This is a genomic window from Psychrobacter sp. H26, assembly GCF_059073035.1.
In genome coordinates, this window is record NZ_JCACRW010000001.1 from 1584817 (window position 1) to 1601783 (window position 16967).

Annotated in this window: 16 protein-coding genes; 1 reads left to right on the plus strand and 15 read right to left on the minus strand. The window is 43.4% G+C overall.

The genetic code is table 11. The features are described from left to right. Nucleotides 1–297 precede the first annotated feature (297 nt). On the minus strand, nt 298–1305 hold the full coding sequence (gene epmB / locus AC5JPT_RS06505) for an EF-P beta-lysylation protein EpmB (RefSeq protein WP_493857531.1): 1008 nt from the start codon (nt 1303–1305) through the stop codon (nt 298–300). Nucleotides 1306–1453: 148 nt separating this feature from the next. Here epmB and efp point away from each other — a divergent pair, with 148 nt between their 5' ends. Next, nucleotides 1454–2026, plus strand: a complete 573-nt coding sequence (gene efp, locus AC5JPT_RS06510; RefSeq protein WP_443525856.1) for an elongation factor P — start codon at nt 1454–1456, stop codon at nt 2024–2026. Nucleotides 2027–2188: 162 nt separating this feature from the next. Here the strand turns inward: efp and AC5JPT_RS06515 are convergent, their stop codons facing one another. The 14 genes from AC5JPT_RS06515 to AC5JPT_RS06580 form a co-directional block, all read right to left on the minus strand. Further along, nucleotides 2189–3967, minus strand: coding sequence for a GAF domain-containing hybrid sensor histidine kinase/response regulator (locus AC5JPT_RS06515; protein ID WP_493857532.1), 1779 nt, complete (start codon nt 3965–3967; stop codon nt 2189–2191). Between the two features lie 21 nt (nt 3968–3988). Next, on the minus strand, nt 3989–4858 hold the full coding sequence (locus tag AC5JPT_RS06520) for a tRNA threonylcarbamoyladenosine dehydratase (protein WP_493857533.1): 870 nt from the start codon (nt 4856–4858) through the stop codon (nt 3989–3991). A 149-nt stretch (nt 4859–5007) separates the two neighbouring features. Next, entirely contained in the window at nt 5008–5949 is a 942-nt protein-coding gene (locus AC5JPT_RS06525; RefSeq protein WP_493858441.1) for a TatD family hydrolase, read from the minus strand. 183 nt (nt 5950–6132) lie between these two features. Next, entirely contained in the window at nt 6133–6303 is a 171-nt protein-coding gene (locus AC5JPT_RS06530) for a hypothetical protein (RefSeq protein WP_493857534.1), read from the minus strand. A gap of 214 nt (nt 6304–6517) precedes the next feature. After that, complete coding sequence (gene gspD, locus AC5JPT_RS06535; RefSeq protein ID WP_493857535.1) at nt 6518–8761, minus strand: type II secretion system secretin GspD; 2244 nt, start codon at nt 8759–8761, stop codon at nt 6518–6520. Nucleotides 8762–8839: 78 nt separating this feature from the next. Further along, nucleotides 8840–9736 (minus strand): type II secretion system protein N, encoded by an 897-nt coding sequence (locus AC5JPT_RS06540; protein ID WP_493857536.1) that lies wholly within the window; start codon nt 9734–9736, stop codon nt 8840–8842. Beyond that, on the minus strand, nt 9737–10582 hold the full coding sequence (gene gspN / locus AC5JPT_RS06545) for a type II secretion system protein N (protein ID WP_493857537.1): 846 nt from the start codon (nt 10580–10582) through the stop codon (nt 9737–9739). 229 nt (nt 10583–10811) lie between these two features. Further along, on the minus strand, nt 10812–11135 hold the full coding sequence (locus AC5JPT_RS06550; protein WP_201607544.1) for an H-NS histone family protein: 324 nt from the start codon (nt 11133–11135) through the stop codon (nt 10812–10814). Between the two features lie 345 nt (nt 11136–11480). Then, on the minus strand, nt 11481–11918 hold the full coding sequence (locus AC5JPT_RS06555) for a BLUF domain-containing protein (RefSeq protein ID WP_201607542.1): 438 nt from the start codon (nt 11916–11918) through the stop codon (nt 11481–11483). Between the two features lie 56 nt (nt 11919–11974). Continuing rightward, nucleotides 11975–12493 carry a BLUF domain-containing protein gene (locus tag AC5JPT_RS06560; RefSeq protein WP_201607541.1) on the minus strand — a complete coding sequence of 173 codons (519 nt, stop codon included), beginning with the start codon at nt 12491–12493 and terminating at the stop codon, nt 11975–11977. Nucleotides 12494–12633: 140 nt separating this feature from the next. After that, the gene (locus tag AC5JPT_RS06565) at nt 12634–13281 is read right to left on the minus strand and encodes a hypothetical protein (protein WP_493857538.1); all 648 of its coding nucleotides are present in this window, start codon (nt 13279–13281) and stop codon (nt 12634–12636) included. A 615-nt stretch (nt 13282–13896) separates the two neighbouring features. Then, nucleotides 13897–14520: a single-stranded DNA-binding protein gene (gene ssb, locus AC5JPT_RS06570; RefSeq protein ID WP_493857539.1), complete on the minus strand. Its 624-nt coding sequence runs from the start codon at nt 14518–14520 to the stop codon at nt 13897–13899. 374 nt (nt 14521–14894) lie between these two features. Beyond that, nucleotides 14895–15452, minus strand: a complete 558-nt coding sequence (locus tag AC5JPT_RS06575) for a DUF3833 domain-containing protein (protein ID WP_493857540.1) — start codon at nt 15450–15452, stop codon at nt 14895–14897. Nucleotides 15453–15601: 149 nt separating this feature from the next. After that, nucleotides 15602–16966 carry an MFS transporter gene (locus AC5JPT_RS06580; protein WP_493857541.1) on the minus strand — a complete coding sequence of 455 codons (1365 nt, stop codon included), beginning with the start codon at nt 16964–16966 and terminating at the stop codon, nt 15602–15604. Nucleotide 16967 lies beyond the last annotated feature (1 nt).

Genomic DNA, 16967 nt, shown 5'->3' on the forward strand with positions numbered 1-16967 from the left:
GCGTTCCATGAGGTACAGAATATAAATGTAATAACGCTATAAAGAGCAGTACCTACACTCATAAGTATTTATACAATCGAGTTGATAGATACACATTATCAAATATAAGGACAGGCTGTATTACAGATTTTATTATCTAAGCACAACGAGGTAGCTTTTATAAGCAAATACAACTCCCTTACGCACTATTACCATATGCACTATGTTGTCACAACAACTGGCACATTCGCTTTTAATAGTACGCGCGCTTTTAATAATTGCTTTTTGTTTGCTATTCAAAACACCATATTGCCTAAACTAAGCCTTGCTGTAAATGTCAATCGGCACTTTAAACGGTCTATTCGGCAACTCTCTCACCAGCTTAGGTACCAAATATCCTGGTAATGCTGATAATAGTGACCAGTAAAGCTCAATTGACGACCGCTCGTCGCTATCGAAATGTGCGGCACCAGCCACTTTATCTAGCACATGCAAATAGTATGGTAATACGCCAGAAGCAAACAAACGCTGACTAAGCTGCACTTGTGCGTCGACAGTGTCATTGACACTTTTTAATAACACTGCCTGATTCAATAGCGTAACGCCAGCTGCCCGGACACGTTGCAAGTATTCAGCTGTTAATTCATCAATCTCATTGGCATGATTGCAATGGATCACCATGACGATACGGCAACGACTTTGAGACAGTCTATCTAATAGATCGGTATCTAAACGCGCTGGGATGACGAGTGGCAAGCGGGTATGCAGCCTAATCGTAGTGAGCTGCGCAACAGACTCAAGAGCATCTAACCATGCAAATAAGCGTCTGTTGGTCACATTTAATGGATCACCTCCACTTAAAATCACTTCATTAATCTCGGGGTGTTCGCCAATATAATTGATGATATTTTGTTTTGCGTCCGCAGTAGGCATATTGGCGCTATAGTCAAAGTGCTGACGAAAGCAGTAGCGACAATGAATGGCGCACGCCCCCGTAATTGTCAACAGGACTCTCGACTGGTATTTATGTAGCATGCCCTTGATAGGGTTTTGAGTAGTTTCACTCAAAGGATCGGCCACGTAGCCTGTGACGTTGATTTGTTCCTGCTGATCCGGCAGTACTTGCTTCAATAACGGATCATCACGGTCACCCACGACCATTTTTGCTACAAAAGCGCGCGGCACACGTAGCGCAAAATGCTTGGGTATATAGACATCGGCACGCAATGACTCCAGCTGTAGGATACTCAGCAGCTCGTCAACGGACGTAATGGCTTCGGATAATTGATTTTGCCAGTTTTTTTGTGTGATTAAATGGTTTATCATGACAGCCTACTACCTGTACCCAAAATCCGATATTATACGCCCTTAGTGTCTACCCTATCAAAGTATACCCGCTGATACGTAAATACTTGGCTGAACAATAGCTTTTGGTATAGTCAGCCTCATCTATTACAACCCCTAGGAGTCTCTTGTGGCAAGTTTTTCTACTAATGAATTCAAAGCTGGTCTAAAAGTTATGCTTGATGGCAACCCTTGTGCCATTCTTGAAAACGAGTTTGTAAAGCCTGGTAAAGGCCAAGCCTTTAACCGCGTTAAATTGCGTAACCTTCGTAGCGGTAAGGTATTAGAGCAAACATTCAAATCAGGCGATAGCTTAGAAGCCGCTGATGTGATGGATACTGAAATGAACTATCTATACAACGATGGTGAGTTTTGGCATTTCATGCATCCTGAAAGCTTTGAGCAGATTCAAGCTGACAAAAACGCCATCGGTGATGCTCCTAAATGGCTAAAAGAGAACAGTAATGCATTGTGTACCATCACTCTGTTCAACGGCTCTCCATTATCAGTCACGCCGCCTAACTTTGTTGAATTGCAGATTACAGAAACTGATCCTGGCGTACGCGGTGACACGTCAGGTGGTGGCGGTAAGCCTGCCAAGCTAGAGACAGGTGCCGTTGTACGTGTTCCTCTATTTGTGCAGCAAGGTGAAGTTGTTCGTGTTGATACTCGTACTGGCGACTATCAGACTCGTGTGAGCTAACCGATCTATAAGACTAGCTGGCAGCTGATACTTGTATCACTATCATCAACAAAAAAGCTTAACCACCAATAGAGTGGTTAAGCTTTTTTGTTTTTATAACTATCGCTTTACTGCTAAATTAGTCGTTTACACCACGACGTTACCATAAATGCTGCCTACTGTTTACTCTTCTTCTAATGGCGGCTTCTGCATCAACCAGTATTGTACCAAAGCGTTAAGCTGCTCTTGTTTAAAGGGTTTGGTGCAATAATCCTGCATACCAACTTTTAAGTACTTTTCACGCTCGCCATCCATAGCATTGGCAGTCAATGCGATAATGGGTGGCAGGTCTTGAGGGTCATAAAGCTCATGTAACTTGATAGTTGCCTGTACACCATCCAAGATCGGCATGTGATGATCCATCAAAATAACGTCATAACGGTTAGGGAATAGCGCAAAAGCTTCAATGGCTTGTTGACCATCTGTCACATGCGTCACCTTGTGACCACTACTGGTCAGCGCCTTTTTGGCAATGATTGCATTGACGGCATCATCTTCAACCAACAAGATATGTCCTGCACGCTCATGGCTCGGCTCTGTCAATGTTAGATCGTTAGAGTCTTGCCATGTTTCGTACTTATTCTCGTCAATAGTTGGCAAGGGCAATAGAACACGAAAGGTCGTACCCACTCCCACTCTACTCTCCACATGGATATAGCCCTCCATCAGATCAACTAGAGACTTGCAGACCGAGAGACCTAGACCGGTGCCACCATAGAGGCGATGCGTAAACTTATTGGCTTGATCATAAGCATCAAATATTGCTTCTAACGATTCAGGTTTGATACCAACACCCGTATCTGTCACCTCAATACATAAGGTCATATTTTTGTCAGACTTATTGTTTACTACGCCCTTATTGTCGCCAGTCTTGTCAATCTCCTCGCAATAACAGTTGTCCATATGCCTGACATCGATGCTCACGCGCCCACCCTCACGAGTGAACTTTATCGCATTGTTGACCAGATTTGCTATGATTTGCTTAAGGCGTACTGGATCTCCTTTCACGTAAGGCGATAATGACTCAGTATAATGATAATCTAACGTCAAACCTCGTTGACGTGCTTTGATAGAGAACAGACTGACCACTTCATTACATAATGTCGATAAATTCAATGGGATAGAATCGATGGTCATTTTGCCCGATTCAACCTTCGATAAGTCCAAAATACCATTGATAATCACCATCAAATGCTCGTTTGAGACCTTAATATTATCCACGTATTCTCGTTGTTCAGCACTAAGCTCGGTATCACCCAGCATTTCTACCATACCAATGATGCCATTCATTGGCGTGCGTATTTCATGACTCATGTTGGCCAAGAAACTAGATTTCATTTCATTGGCATGCTTGGCATCACGCTGTTTGTCTTGTAATTGCAATGCGTCTGCTGCCATCATGGCAAACTGCGCTAATATTTGCTCTTGCTGGGCATCAAAATTATGGTTTGGCTTGATATCCATGAGACACAACGTGCCTAGACGATAGTTTTTATTGTCTTCGTGTAGCAAAATTGGGGCACCAACATAAAACCTTAAGTATGGCGACCCTGTGACCATTGGGCTTTGGCTAAATCGGCTGTCTTCCAATGTATCGGGTACTATTAACACATCATCAGACAGTATGGTGTAATTACAAAAAGCCATTTCGCGTGGTGCTGTACTGACACTCTCAGACATCGTCTCAAATTTGCAGGCTGGTTTTAGATACTGCGTTTCTTCGTCCATAAAAGTGATCGTGACCACGGGTACGTCAAAGAATAACTTTACAAGGTCGACCAGTCTATCAAATGCTGGCTCTTCGTCTTCATTGAGCACCTGATATTTTCTGAGCTTATTGATACGCTCTATTTCACCTACCGCGACTGGGTAACTTTGTTTGGGTGAGTTAGATATAGACAAGGTAGACTCCATTAAATAATATCAGACGCTCGGTTGATGGCTCGTCTGTTTTATCAATAATTGTAATGCTTCATTGACCATAATCATTGCTACTACCGATGTGACAACCACTGCTGACCCATAGCCTCCACACTGTAAACCGCCTGCTTGGCAACTCTTGTCTACATGTGGCGGTTCTATAGAATAAACGCACTTGATACCGAACTTCTCTTTTAGTGCGCTATTGATGCCTTTTTCATGACGTAATTTATTGCGCAGTTTGGCCAGTAGTGGATCTTGATAGCTGTCGCGCAAATCGCTTACTCTAACTTGACTTGGATCTATTTTGCCGCCTGCACCGCCCGCACAGACGAGCTTTAGTTTATTAAAACGGCAATGCAGTGCGATTGCTAGCTTGGCATTCATGTCATCTACGCAGTCTAACACTACTATGGGCTTACCTTGCTTGGCAGCAGCTTTTGCATCATCAAGACTTGGTAGTAGGGCAGCGACGTTATCTACTGTCAAAAAATCATCAATAAGATTCAACGTCACTTTGGGGTTAATCTCTTTGATACGTGCTGCCATTGCCGCAATCTTACTTTGACCAAAGCTACTGTCTAAAGCAGGTAGCTGCCGATTGACATTAGAGGCGACCAATACATCCAAATCAATCAAAGTGATGGTACCTACTGCTGTTCGAGCCAGTGCCTCAGCGGCCCAAGAGCCCACACCCCCTACGCCAATAACGTAGATATGAGCTGCCGCAAAAGTATCTACCGCTGACGTACCATAGAGCGTGCGCGTCCCTTGAAAACGGCGATCATACTGCTCACTTTCTTGATCAGTGGCGCGTTGTACTAGAGCGTTTTCTTTTAATTTTGGCGGCTCAAATTGTTGTGTTTCATTCATAACGGTTCGAATTACTCTTTTTAATGATAACTATTGCTTTATGTGCTAACCACGACATTTATGACTTGCGTTTTACCCCTTGCCTTCCTCGCCTTTTCCATTTTCCTATCGTCTCTCATGGTCATGCAAGATTAGTCATGCAAGATTAGTCATGCCGGATAGGTCCATGTTACTTTTAGGGCGTCACAGCTATTTTGCCACAACTGCTTAGCAAGTTTATCACGTGATACGCCCAATAGCTCACTCAGACTTATTAGCACCCAAGGCAAATTAGCAGGGACATTTCTATCGTGCTTATGGGCATTTTCTCTTTCATTATAGGGGCTTTGTCCAGACTCTGAATGCTCATCATGCGATGTTTGACACATCATAGGCGTCATATCTGGGCAGTCAGTCTCTATCACCAAACATGCTATACCATACTCTTCAACAACGGCTGTAATCGCACGGCGGAGTTTTTTGGCATTTGGATTGGTAATCTGACCGGTAACGCCCAGCTTAAATCCCAATTTTACAAAAGCCTTGGCCTCTTGTTCACCGCCGCTAAAGCTATGGGCAATACCACCCAATTCATGTGCATCATAATCATGCGCTTTTAATATAGCGAGTGCTTCGGCATGTGCCTTACGAATATGTAGCATCACTGGCAATTTATGGGTCACTGCAATATCTAATTGCGCCTCAAAAAAGCGCTTTTGCCTAGCAAATACACTAGGCGCTTTCATCGCATCAGTAAATGTATCTAGGCCGATCTCACCAATAGCTAAAGGGCGGCGCTCTATCACCATCTGTGCCAATGCTATCAGGTGCTCGTCAGCATGCTGTTCGATATAAAAAGGATGCAAACCCAGCGCAATATGAGTATGTATATAAGGTTCGTCCTGATATTGAATATCGCTGGCAGAAGACTGTGACGCTTTTTTGTTCAGTACCTGCTCAGTGTCGTACATCCGCTCAAAATACTGATATAAGTAACCTACCAACACTAAATGGCGTACACCTTGACTATAAGCACGCTGTACCTGCCAAGCTCGATCATCATCAAATACTGGCGTATCAAAATGAGTATGTGTATCAATGAGGGGATACATCCTGACTGATGTTTTTTTATCGAGAGTCGATGACTCGGTAGCCGCCATTGATATGCTCCAAAATAACTGTTTTAGCAAAATACCTTATCAATCATCATATTATACCAATGACTATATTAACAGCTGATGCGCTAACTATAAAACCCAATATAAAAAGCCTGCACTGCCTATTTAATACGTGATCTAATTAGCGTTCGTATCATCATGAGAGCTACTTTGATCACTGGCTTTGTTGCAGTCTTCATTGGATACCTCTGTGTCAGCGTTGCGGCTGCTGCGCCGAGGAATGAGCGTCAAAGCGGTAGCAATAGCGCTCAGGGCCAGCCATTTCTTAAACATTTTATGATTTGCCATTTTGGCTCCATTTACTACCTGAATATAAATCATATCAACAGATATCGGATACGCAATATTATTCTACTAATGTTTAGTATAGTAGTGGCTATATTGTGAACACGCAAGCCAATGTACGACATAACTATACAATTATATCGTGCATTGGCTCATAGTAATTAAGGGACATTGGCGATCTACAGTAGCAAATAACTAGTAGCGAACTACGTTAGCTTTAACGACTTAGCGGATAGGTCGTTATACCACTATTAGGACTGTCTACCTTGGTAAAACCTTGAGAAGTTGAATTTGGGGTCTGATCACGCTTAGGAATGAGCGGGTTGAGTGGCATTAACTCGTAGTCTGCACTGACATCACCGTCCCAACCTTGTGTACCACTCAGTGGCAGTTGTTTAATCGTGCCGTTTTTGTCAATGACCAGCTGCAGTACACGCATCTGATTGAACTTGCGCTCAGTCACACTCGCGACCGCACCACCATCACGCAAGATAGTTGGCTGCAAAAATATGATCAAATTGCTCTTTTGGGTACTGTCATTATCAGAGCGGAATAATCTTCCAATCAGCGGAACATTACCAAGACCTGGAACTTTTTGTTGGCGCGTGGTGCTGTTGTCACGCATCAAACCGCCTAAAGCGATGGTCTGCTGATCATCTGCTAAAATTGTCGTATTAATAAGGCTTTTATTAGTGATTAAGCCACTAGCATTGCCAGTACTGCCTGGTACGACAGACGAGACTTCTTGAGACACCTCCAAACGTACTGTGCCGTTATCGCCAATGTGCGGAATGACATTAAGGTTGATACCAATGTCTTGACGGTCGATGGTCTGGAAAGGGTTGTTTGAATCATTGCCGCTAGTGGTGAATGAGCCTGTGACAAAAGGAACATTCTGTCCAACCAGAATACTGGCTTTTTCATTGTCTAATGTCAAAATAGACGGCATAGATAGTAGATTGGCACTGGTAGAAGAATCAAGTGCCTGCAAAATAGCACCATAAAACTCAGTATTCCCTTGACTGTCTGTTCGACTGTCACCGATACCGACCAATGCACCAACGATAGAGCTGGCAGCCGCACTTATACCCGTACTGCTCCCTGCCAGTGCAGCGGCAGCCAGCGTCGTTGCACTAGCGCCGACATTATTAAAATTCACAACGCCGTAACCGCTGTTGGCATTGCCAAGCGCCCACTGAACACCGAGCTGAGTCGCATCATCTCCTGAAACTTCTACAATAGCAGCCTGAATCAATACCTGCGCACGGCGACTGTCTAATTGATTGACGGCGTCTTCAATCTCAAACATGAGCTCAGGCGCAGCATTCACGATAACGGCATTTTGCGTTTCATCAGCAATGATACTAAACGGTCGGCCCCCGACGCCTGTACTCGCTACGCCTACATTGCTGGTGGGTACCACTGAGGGGCTGCTATTATTAATACTTTCATTTGCAGCACTATTGATGGATGCGCCTATGCTGCTTGCATCATTTAAAGAGGCTGATTCTAATGTGGATGTTGCACCAGCGCTATTGATCGACTGATTGGCCAGCAATCCTCTTAGCATATCGGCGATGTGAGTGGCACTAGCATACTTTAGGCGAAAGACACGGAGGCCACTTAGGCGTCTTGTCGGCGTAGTATCGAGCTGATTGACCATCTCCTGAACTTTGGCAATCATCTCAGGACTGCCTTTGACCAGCAGTCTATCGCTTGAGGTATCAGCGATGACCTTTAGCTGATTGTTACTACCTTGCGCTTGACCGCTACCAGCATTTGCGACCAACGCACTAATGAGCTCCATCATACGTTCGGCATCGACGTGACGTAATGGAATCACTTGTAAACTATCATTGACGTTACTGTCCAAATCACGGATAAGCGCTGTCAGCTGATTGAGGCTATCTGCTCGATCCGATAGCACAAGCGCATTTACACCAGGTACCGCAGCAGCGTGGGCTGACTGCGGCATCAGTGGCCGTATGACCCCTAAAACCTCCGCAGCCTGGGTATTTGTCAAATAGATCACTCGGGTTGCCAATGACTCCCCAACACTGTTGCCACGCAAATCAACAGCAACGCCAGATTGCTTAGCAACATTATCCGGCACTAGCTTGGTCGTCGTACCCGACTCAATCGCCGCGATACCATTGACCTGCATCACACTCAAAAACAGCTGATAAATTTCATCACGGGATAAGGCTTTGTTGGAGATGACCGTTACGTTGCCATTGATACGAGGATCAAGGACAAAATTTTGATCAGTGATGGTTGCCACTTCATTGATAAAAGCTTTGATATCGGCATCTTGTAAGTTGACCTTCCAACTCTCAGCACTCGCAAGACCCATACTGGCTGCCCACAATGGTACCGCTAGGCAGATAGGACGGCTTAGACGCATCAAGCGCTGCAGAACACGATGTAAAGGTGTGGCTGAAAATTGATGAAAACTTACCATATTTATAATTACCTACAATGATATTGCATAATATGTACTGAGTTTTTAACGAGCAACCTGTGCTAAAGAGCCGCCGTGCTAGAACTGCTGGCGAATCGTAATGACTTGCTCACCACGTTGAACCTCGATCTGTGCTTCACCTGCTTGCTGTACTTGCTGTAACACGCCCGCATCTTGATCCGGATTATTACCCACGCTTTGTCCATTTACTGTCAGTACTTTGTCACCCGGCTCAAGCCCTAATCGATTACGTAGTTTTGACGGCATCGCGGCTGTCACTTGATAGCTCTCACCTGACGCCATTACCCCCATTCTACTCAAATAACTGGCAGGGTTTTCTTGCAGCGCCGTGACCGCCTCCTCAATAGCTGATTGTGGACTACTTTCACTCGTCTCTACTGCGGGCTCAGAAGGTGTCTCTTGCAATGCCTGAGGAGCAGTCGGTAATAGGCTGTTATTAGGCAAGCGCTGATTACTAATGCTACCTGCCAGCATTTTGCTTTGATCTAGTATCATGGCATCCGGCATGCTAATGATGGTTTCTTTATCATTAGCATCAGCGATAATAACTGAATTCCAATCAACAGCGACAAGAATATAGTCACTATCTTTTAGTCCATCACCGATTCGGTAGTTTTTCACCTCACCATTAATATTAAGTAATGCCGAAGACATACTCTCAGGTATCGCTAGCAACACCCCTTTGAGCTCAACGTTGGGTGGTGGCTGGACTGCCGCCGCAATGGGATCGGGATCAGCAAATATCGCAAACAAACCACTGTAATCATTGGTAGACTTTGCATTACTTTGCAAAGGGGCTAGCGGTAATGCAGGTGCTAAGGGCGCTGCCAACAATAACCACAAAAGACGGGCAGCTGTCCAACATAACCAAGCAATGGCGAGTAGCAATAACCATCCTGAAAAACGATTGAGAGTATTTATAACGGGTTTTAGGCTTGCGGTCATATTGGCCATTTAGTTTGCCCCTAGACCAGTTAGCAACGGTTGACGCACACTAACGACTGGCGTATCTTGCGGTGCCTGTCCTTTGTACTCAGGCATGTTTTCTAGTAGGCGCTGGGTCAGACTGACATCCAGCATATTATCACCGTCTATATACAGATCACCCAGACGCTTATCTTGATTATTCAACAAGTTGATATGCAGAAGGTTTCTATTGTTTTTCTGCTCTGCGCTCAGCTCTGCGCGTAATGCAGGCATAGTCAGATAAAAAACTTTGCCGCCACTGGGATAGCCCACCTCACCGCCTACCCATGTCAGTTGTCCCTCTGCAGCAATGAATCCAGTAGTACTCTGAGTAGATGCATTGTTAGAAGTTTCTGATGTTACCTTGTTGTCGGCGTCATCAGATAAGCGCGTCAATGAGACGCCATTGACCTGAATAGGCGTATTGGGTAATTGCCAGTCAACGACACTTTTTAGAGTCTCAGGCGCGATTTTCCCACTCATATCGTCGACTTGCCATGAGTTAAAACCAAGCTTGACCTGTCCATTCAGTCTTGTTTGCTCTGTTTTTATGTTGATATCTGCGCCAAGCTTACCTGTGAGCAGTTGCCATGGCTGCCATGACCAGTCGGCCATGCCTATGAGCGGTGTCGATGATATGGGAAGTTGCCAGATAGCAGAGCCCTGCCAGACATTGCCTGACACATGCTGTACATATGGAGTATTGGGCGCATATTTCTCAAGTAGCCAAGCCGCTGGCATCTGCAACACGGCAAATAGTGCAAACAATACGAACCCGATCAGCCACCAAAGCTTACGAGGACGTTTATGAGACAACTCAGATACTTGGGTCACAGTTGCACAACTCTTATATAAGACCAAAACGTCATTATCATAACAAACAATGGCCTATAGATGACAGAAAAAAAGCCAGTATCTTTTTGCCAAAATACTGGCAACATAGATACTGGCTTCTCTGTTTTGCGGTGCTACGTCACTTACGACTAAATACTTGTAAATAAACCACTATCTACAAGACTGCTAAGCTCGTCTGCGTGCCGTATGACGACCTAGGTCTACACCATTAGATCGCAAAGTCTTCAAGATCACGACCTGCTGCGAGTGCTTCGACCAACCACGTTGGTTTACGTCCACGACCAGTCCAAGTCTCTTCGTTGTTATCCCCATTGCGGTACTTAATACTGCGTTTTTTCTCTAACGTCTCACCAGCTTTTAAGATCTCTTCGATAGTCGCGTTGCTCTCTTTTGCGATTTTTTCGAACTGCATATAAGCGTCATATAAACGCTGATGCTGTTTTTTGGCGATAAGCTGTTGTGCATTTTCAGTAATAGCACGTAGCTCGTCTACGTTTAAGTTGTCTAAATCGATTGCGTTGTTTTTGCTCATAATAAATCCAATTGTATAAAAGTTATTCACCTCAATAGAGCTATCATCTCTACTAAGAACCTGAATGAATATTCATTCATCATTAACACTATTTTAACTAAGTCGATATTACATCTTCAAAAATTTGCTTAATCATTCATTTATCAAAAACCATTCGTTGCTGTTTTGATATCTCGTCATACTATCAATTGAGCGTTATTGGCAATAAAGCATTATTAGTCATAACAAATATTCATTATACTAGATACAACCAAAGTCAATCGACTGTTATCCTAATTATTATCTCAAAATATTTTTTGATTAACTCTAGGGTATTTGACTGTTATTAAGACCGAGATATTTTATCTAGCCTTTTTGAGCACTCAGCTCATTCATCAAGCCATTGGCAGAGTCAGCATTCAACAAATATGGATTGAACCCATTCGTAGTAGAGTATTTTAGATACACAGCAGCGTTCTCTTCGGTTGGAGATGCGTAATTCATAGACCACTTTGACCATTCTCTGTGCTTTAATTCTCGCGTTTCAATAACCTGTAAATCGTAATGACGCTCATCAGCAATCAGGCTATATAGCAAACGATTAATTTGCGCTCTTGGACCTTCTACGGTCTGCAAAAAATAATCTTTATTAAATGTCAGCATGCCAGTAATACCGTTGGCGGCGTTATTGATCTGTGCTTGCTGCAATATCTCGTTGAAGTCAGTAGCCGATACATCTGGGTTTGCGCGACTGGCATAGGTCATGCTCATTAAGATGTGAGCATCTGTATTTACTGATGTCATATTTTTCTCTTATAAAAAAGTTATGGAAGCAGGTAGACTCTATAGGCATCAACCAATTAGCCAAAAGCATACCAAGGTTTTTTCTTTTGAGAAGTACGCTGTCCTTCTTGCTCTTGAAGCTCCGATAACGTATCAATCAACATCATAATTTGGTTGGTACTCATCAGGTAGGGGTTGAACTCATTACCTGTCGAAAACTTCAGAGCAATCCCTTTATTCTCATCGCTTGGAATCAAGTATTTCATTGACCATTTGTTCCAGTGACGCTGATCCACTTCGCGGCACTCAACGATCTGTAAAGAGTGGTGGCGATCGTCTTGGACAAGTTTTCTAAGCAGTGCATTGATCACTGGTCTTGCCCCTTCAATACTCTGCAAAAAATAATTGTGGTTAAATACTAGAGCACCAGTAATACCATTGCGCTCGTTGTTTTGCTGCGCTTGCTCAAGAATACGAGTCACCTCACCGTTGAGATTATCATTGTTATAACGGCTAATATAAGTCAAACGTACAATGAGATGCTCTCCATGTTGCATTTTTTGACGATTTGACTCTGAAAGATCGACTGATTCCATAAGTTTTTCCAATTAGTTTGTTAGGCTTGTAAATATTTAATAGCTTGTAGATATTTAATAGTGTGTACATATTTGATAGCCCAATAAGCAAAGACAGCTTATTTACTTTTGATAACGAGCCAGTTGTTTTATCCACTCTACTACTGAGTTCTTTTGATAAACTCATTCATACCACGTGATAAATTTGCGTTGCTGCTCTTTTGTATCTCTTGTGCCAATCGCAGCAATTGTGAGCTGTCATTGCACTGCTCCAAACTTAACAGATAACCCCAAGCCTCAGCAGGTGGGGCGTTTTTTTCAATATAAGTCGCCAAGTCCGATTTTATCGTTCCATAATTGCTATCAGATATTTTTGACTTAAAAATACCGCCTAGCGATTTTTTGCCAGCGTCTATAACGCTGCTAGGTGATTTACTATTAAAAGTACGATCGAACTCTGTCTCGGTACTGGTATCAAACGAGTTTTGTGTTGATTGAGATCGCAAGGTCTCTGGCACTTGCGTGCTGCTAGATGCTTGAGGTTCTGTCTTGATACGGGCACGCGTATTTATGGTATTCGCCACTTCGATACACTCAAGCTCTAAAAGCAGCTCAAATAGAGGTGCAACACCACCAAAGTCAGCAAAAATTTTGCTATTATCGAGTGTATCTAGGTAGTTTTGGTAGGTTCGCTTACCGTCGATCATAATCAACAACGTTCTTGCTTCTCTTGGTAATACACCAAGACTTTGAGACTTTATCTCTTCTCTACCCACATCACTTTTGCGAAACACATCACCGTCATTCATTCTTTATACTCTGTACTGGCAGTCAGATGAGCACCCTGCCTGTAAGATGCCAACCCAAATAATTTTATGTTTTAAACCATCACATGATCGAACTTTAATTGATTCGTATTTATTGCTAGATAACTTTTTAGTAGCAGCATCAATACTTAAAGTCGTGTGCAGTTTTATTTGAGCTGAGTATATCAATGTCATCGATAAACTGTTAGTCCCAATTAAACTGGATAGAACAAACGGTTTATATGAGGTATGAAAGGTAGTTTTTATAAATTTCAATATAAAAAATGATAATAAAAACAGTCATGAAAAGTAGTTTATGGCATTAATTTTATTTGCAGGTGGCTATTGTCCATTTACTTGTGGCAAAAAACGAATAAAGATAATAAATGATCTAAAAATGAAAAATAGGCAAAAACAAACAGAAGTTTTATCTTTATGTATTTCTAAAGATAGATGCTTTTATATGTCTTAGCAATCAACTTGTAATATGACCAAAGCTGATATTAGAATTTTAGCAGTGACTGAGTTTTTAGTTATTTATGATTACACATTAAAAAACCCCGCCAGTGGCGAGGTTCTTTATCTATTTTTATCTTTACGTTCTATGTCTTATCATCATCAGAACGGAATATCATCATCTACAGGACCATCTGGCATTGCTGTAGGCTTAGACTGTGCTGGCTTTTGTGCTGATTGATTAAACTGATTTTGCGGCGCAGGTGCGTTTTGGTTATTAAAACTGTTTTGCCCACCATTCGCTTGGTTATTGTACCCGCCTTGCTGTGCTGGCTGATTATTACCTTGCTGACCATAGTTGTTTTGGCCATTTTGATTGTCATAACCCTGATTTGAGCCACCTTGGTTGTTACTAAAACCACCACTATTGCCTTGTCCCTGTCCACCGCCAGTCTGACCATCAAGCATCTGCATTTGCTCAGCGCGAATCTCAGTAATGTAACGATCTTGGCCACTTTGGTCTTGATATTTACGCGTACGCAGACTGCCTTCGATATAGACCTTGCTGCCTTTACGCAGATACTGCGCGGCGATCTCACCCAGACGATTGAATAGCGAGATACGATGCCACTCTGTCGCTTCTCTTTTTTCGCCGCTTTGTTTGTCTGTCCACTGCTCTGATGTCGCAACTGAAATATTGGTCACGCTGCCACCATTATTGAACTGACGTGCCTCAGGATCTGCTCCAAGGTTACCAATGATGATAACTTTATTAACTCCGCGCATGATACCGTCCTTTTATTGATGAATAATTTAATAAGTTGTTTTAATCGTTATCTAATAGCAGCATTTGATGCTATCAACTCTTAGTAATATCAATTATATGAGTTTACTTTAACCAATTTTTATCGAAATATCTACAGTCCACTTAGGGTAGACGTCAATCTATGTCGCCTGCATAATTTCTCAAAACTATCGTAGTTCTACACTATTAGGGGTATTTTGCCGTTTTCAAGATGCGCTGAATACTGGGTGCTTTTAAGCATTTTTTATTGTGCTTGATGATGTATCGTGTTGTCTAACATCAGCGCTACCTAATTACTGTGCTACCCAATCGCAGTCCTATCAATCATTACTTAAGAATAGTTACCTAACAGTAATTACTTATCAGTAGCGTTTTGACGGTGCATACTCAGCGTCACACTGCCCAGCTCCACGCCGAACTTTGTCATCACTGAACGATTGAGCATGACATCTTCATTGATAAGATACATCCAATCGTCAAAATTGACATTATAAGTCTTATCTTCGACAGGTAGCTCTAATACGTAGTTCCAGTGCAAGGTATTGCCTACCACCTCTCCTGTTGCCGCACCAACGACGTCTCCAGCGGTACCAACCCAGCGACCGTCTGATTGTTCAGTCAGACGCCATATGCGTTGAGACTTTGTGCCATCTGCCCATGAGAACTTTTCATTTAAGACGATGACATCATCGCCTTCATGAGTTGCATCAATATCGACATAAAAACGTTTTTTGACCTCACCATTGCGACCTTGGAACATTCCCCAACCCTCAATTTGACCTGAGAAAAACTCATGCATATCGAGCGTCGGCGTCGTGTTCTGATAGGCTTGAATATTCTGTGTCGCACAGCCAGAAGCCAATAGCGTGGCTGACAGTCCAAAACCCATCGCTAGCTTTTTAAACTTACTCATATCAATTCCTTGTAAATAGAGATAAAGGGTTAATGTCTACTTACTCATAATGGCCATCTATAGGAGTATTGTCTACTCAGCGCTGCACATTTATCTTCGTTTCTACAATATTCCCGCTTCTACGAATTTATGAGTCTATAAATAACGTACTAGAGGTCGAGTGGACTCTGTGCCAAACTTGACAGCTGCTGACGCGAGTCGTCCGTCAATTGCGTCTTATCTAATTTTAAATAAGCCACCTGCTCTTTTGCCATCACGACCAGCTCATCAACGCCATCTACCGCGAGCATTTGACGTGACCACTCTTGGATATTGATGTTTTTGGGTATCGTCACTGTCGTACTTGATAAATAAGGCGGCTGCGCAATCGGAAGAATGATCAATAGCGCGGCGCCCATAATGATAGCCAAGATACCCCATGCCAATAAGTTCGGCTGGTTTAGCAGTAAACCACCCATCGCCCCGCCAACGAACGCACCGAAGAACTGACTCGAAGAGTTAAGCCCCATCGCCGTTGCTTTATTGGCAACTGGGGCACGCTTAGAGATCCATGAGGGAATGGTGGCCTCAAGTAAGTTAAAGCCCATAAAGTACAGCAGCAAACCCAAGATTATGCCGACACCAACCTGACTGCCCAGCGCAAGCAGGGCCAACGCTGCGGTCATTAGCGCTATCGCTGCCAAGAACACCTGACGCATTTTGCGCTTCTTTTCGGCAATGATGATAAAAGGTATCGCGATTGCAAAACCAATGAACAACAGCGGCAAATACACCAGTCCTTGCTGACGTACTGACAGCCCCATCACTTCGCTCAGCTGATGCGGCAATATGACAAATATAGCCGTCATCGTTAAATGCAAAGCAAATATAGCCATATGTAAGCGGTTAAGATCGCCAATCTTGAGGACAGTTGCCAGTTGCTGACCGATGGTTTTATTGTCTAAATTGTGTTTGAGCACACGCATCGGTGTTGGCACGGCAAGCAGCAATAACATCGCCAATACGGCAAACCCTGATGTCAGCCAAAACAGCCCAGATATACCGAGCGAACCGACTAACAATGGACCAAAGGCAAAGGCAAGCATGATAGAGGTCGCAATGGTCAGACCCATGGTCGCCATTGCTTTGGTGCGCATCTCCTCGCGAGTCACATCGGCTAAGAGCGCCATCAATACCGCAGAGACCGCACCACTACCTGCTAGCGCCCGTCCAATAATTACCTCATATATGTCAGTCGCATTTGCCGCAATTATCCCGCCGATGGCAAACAATACCAATCCCAAAAATATAATGGGTTTACGCGGGAACTTATCAGCAGCAAGGCTCATTGGTATCTGAAAAATAGCTTGCCCCAAACCATATATACCGACTGCCAGCCCAATCAAAAACGGCGTCGCATGCGTATAACTGCTCCCATAAACAGAGAACACTGGCACAATCATAAACAAGCCAATCATTCGCAAGGCAAAGATACCACCGACCCCGAGGATTGCCCGTTTCTCTACGCTATTCATA

Coding starts and splice junctions, on each gene's coding strand:
- epmB (WP_493857531.1), bottom strand. CDS start 1,305: ATGATAAACCATTTAATCACACAAAAAAACTGGCAAAATCAATTATCC.
- AC5JPT_RS06520 (WP_493857533.1), bottom strand. CDS start 4,858: ATGAATGAAACACAACAATTTGAGCCGCCAAAATTAAAAGAAAACGCT.
- AC5JPT_RS06525 (WP_493858441.1), bottom strand. CDS start 5,949: ATGTATCCCCTCATTGATACACATACTCATTTTGATACGCCAGTATTT.
- AC5JPT_RS06530 (WP_493857534.1), bottom strand. CDS start 6,303: ATGGCAAATCATAAAATGTTTAAGAAATGGCTGGCCCTGAGCGCTATT.
- gspD (WP_493857535.1), bottom strand. CDS start 8,761: ATGGTAAGTTTTCATCAATTTTCAGCCACACCTTTACATCGTGTTCTG.
- AC5JPT_RS06540 (WP_493857536.1), bottom strand. CDS start 9,736: ATGGCCAATATGACCGCAAGCCTAAAACCCGTTATAAATACTCTCAAT.
- AC5JPT_RS06550 (WP_201607544.1), bottom strand. CDS start 11,135: ATGAGCAAAAACAACGCAATCGATTTAGACAACTTAAACGTAGACGAG.
- AC5JPT_RS06555 (WP_201607542.1), bottom strand. CDS start 11,918: ATGACATCAGTAAATACAGATGCTCACATCTTAATGAGCATGACCTAT.
- AC5JPT_RS06560 (WP_201607541.1), bottom strand. CDS start 12,493: ATGGAATCAGTCGATCTTTCAGAGTCAAATCGTCAAAAAATGCAACAT.
- AC5JPT_RS06565 (WP_493857538.1), bottom strand. CDS start 13,281: ATGAATGACGGTGATGTGTTTCGCAAAAGTGATGTGGGTAGAGAAGAG.
- ssb (WP_493857539.1), bottom strand. CDS start 14,520: ATGCGCGGAGTTAATAAAGTTATCATCATTGGTAACCTTGGAGCAGAT.
- AC5JPT_RS06575 (WP_493857540.1), bottom strand. CDS start 15,452: ATGAGTAAGTTTAAAAAGCTAGCGATGGGTTTTGGACTGTCAGCCACG.
- AC5JPT_RS06580 (WP_493857541.1), bottom strand. CDS start 16,966: ATGAATAGCGTAGAGAAACGGGCAATCCTCGGGGTCGGTGGTATCTTT.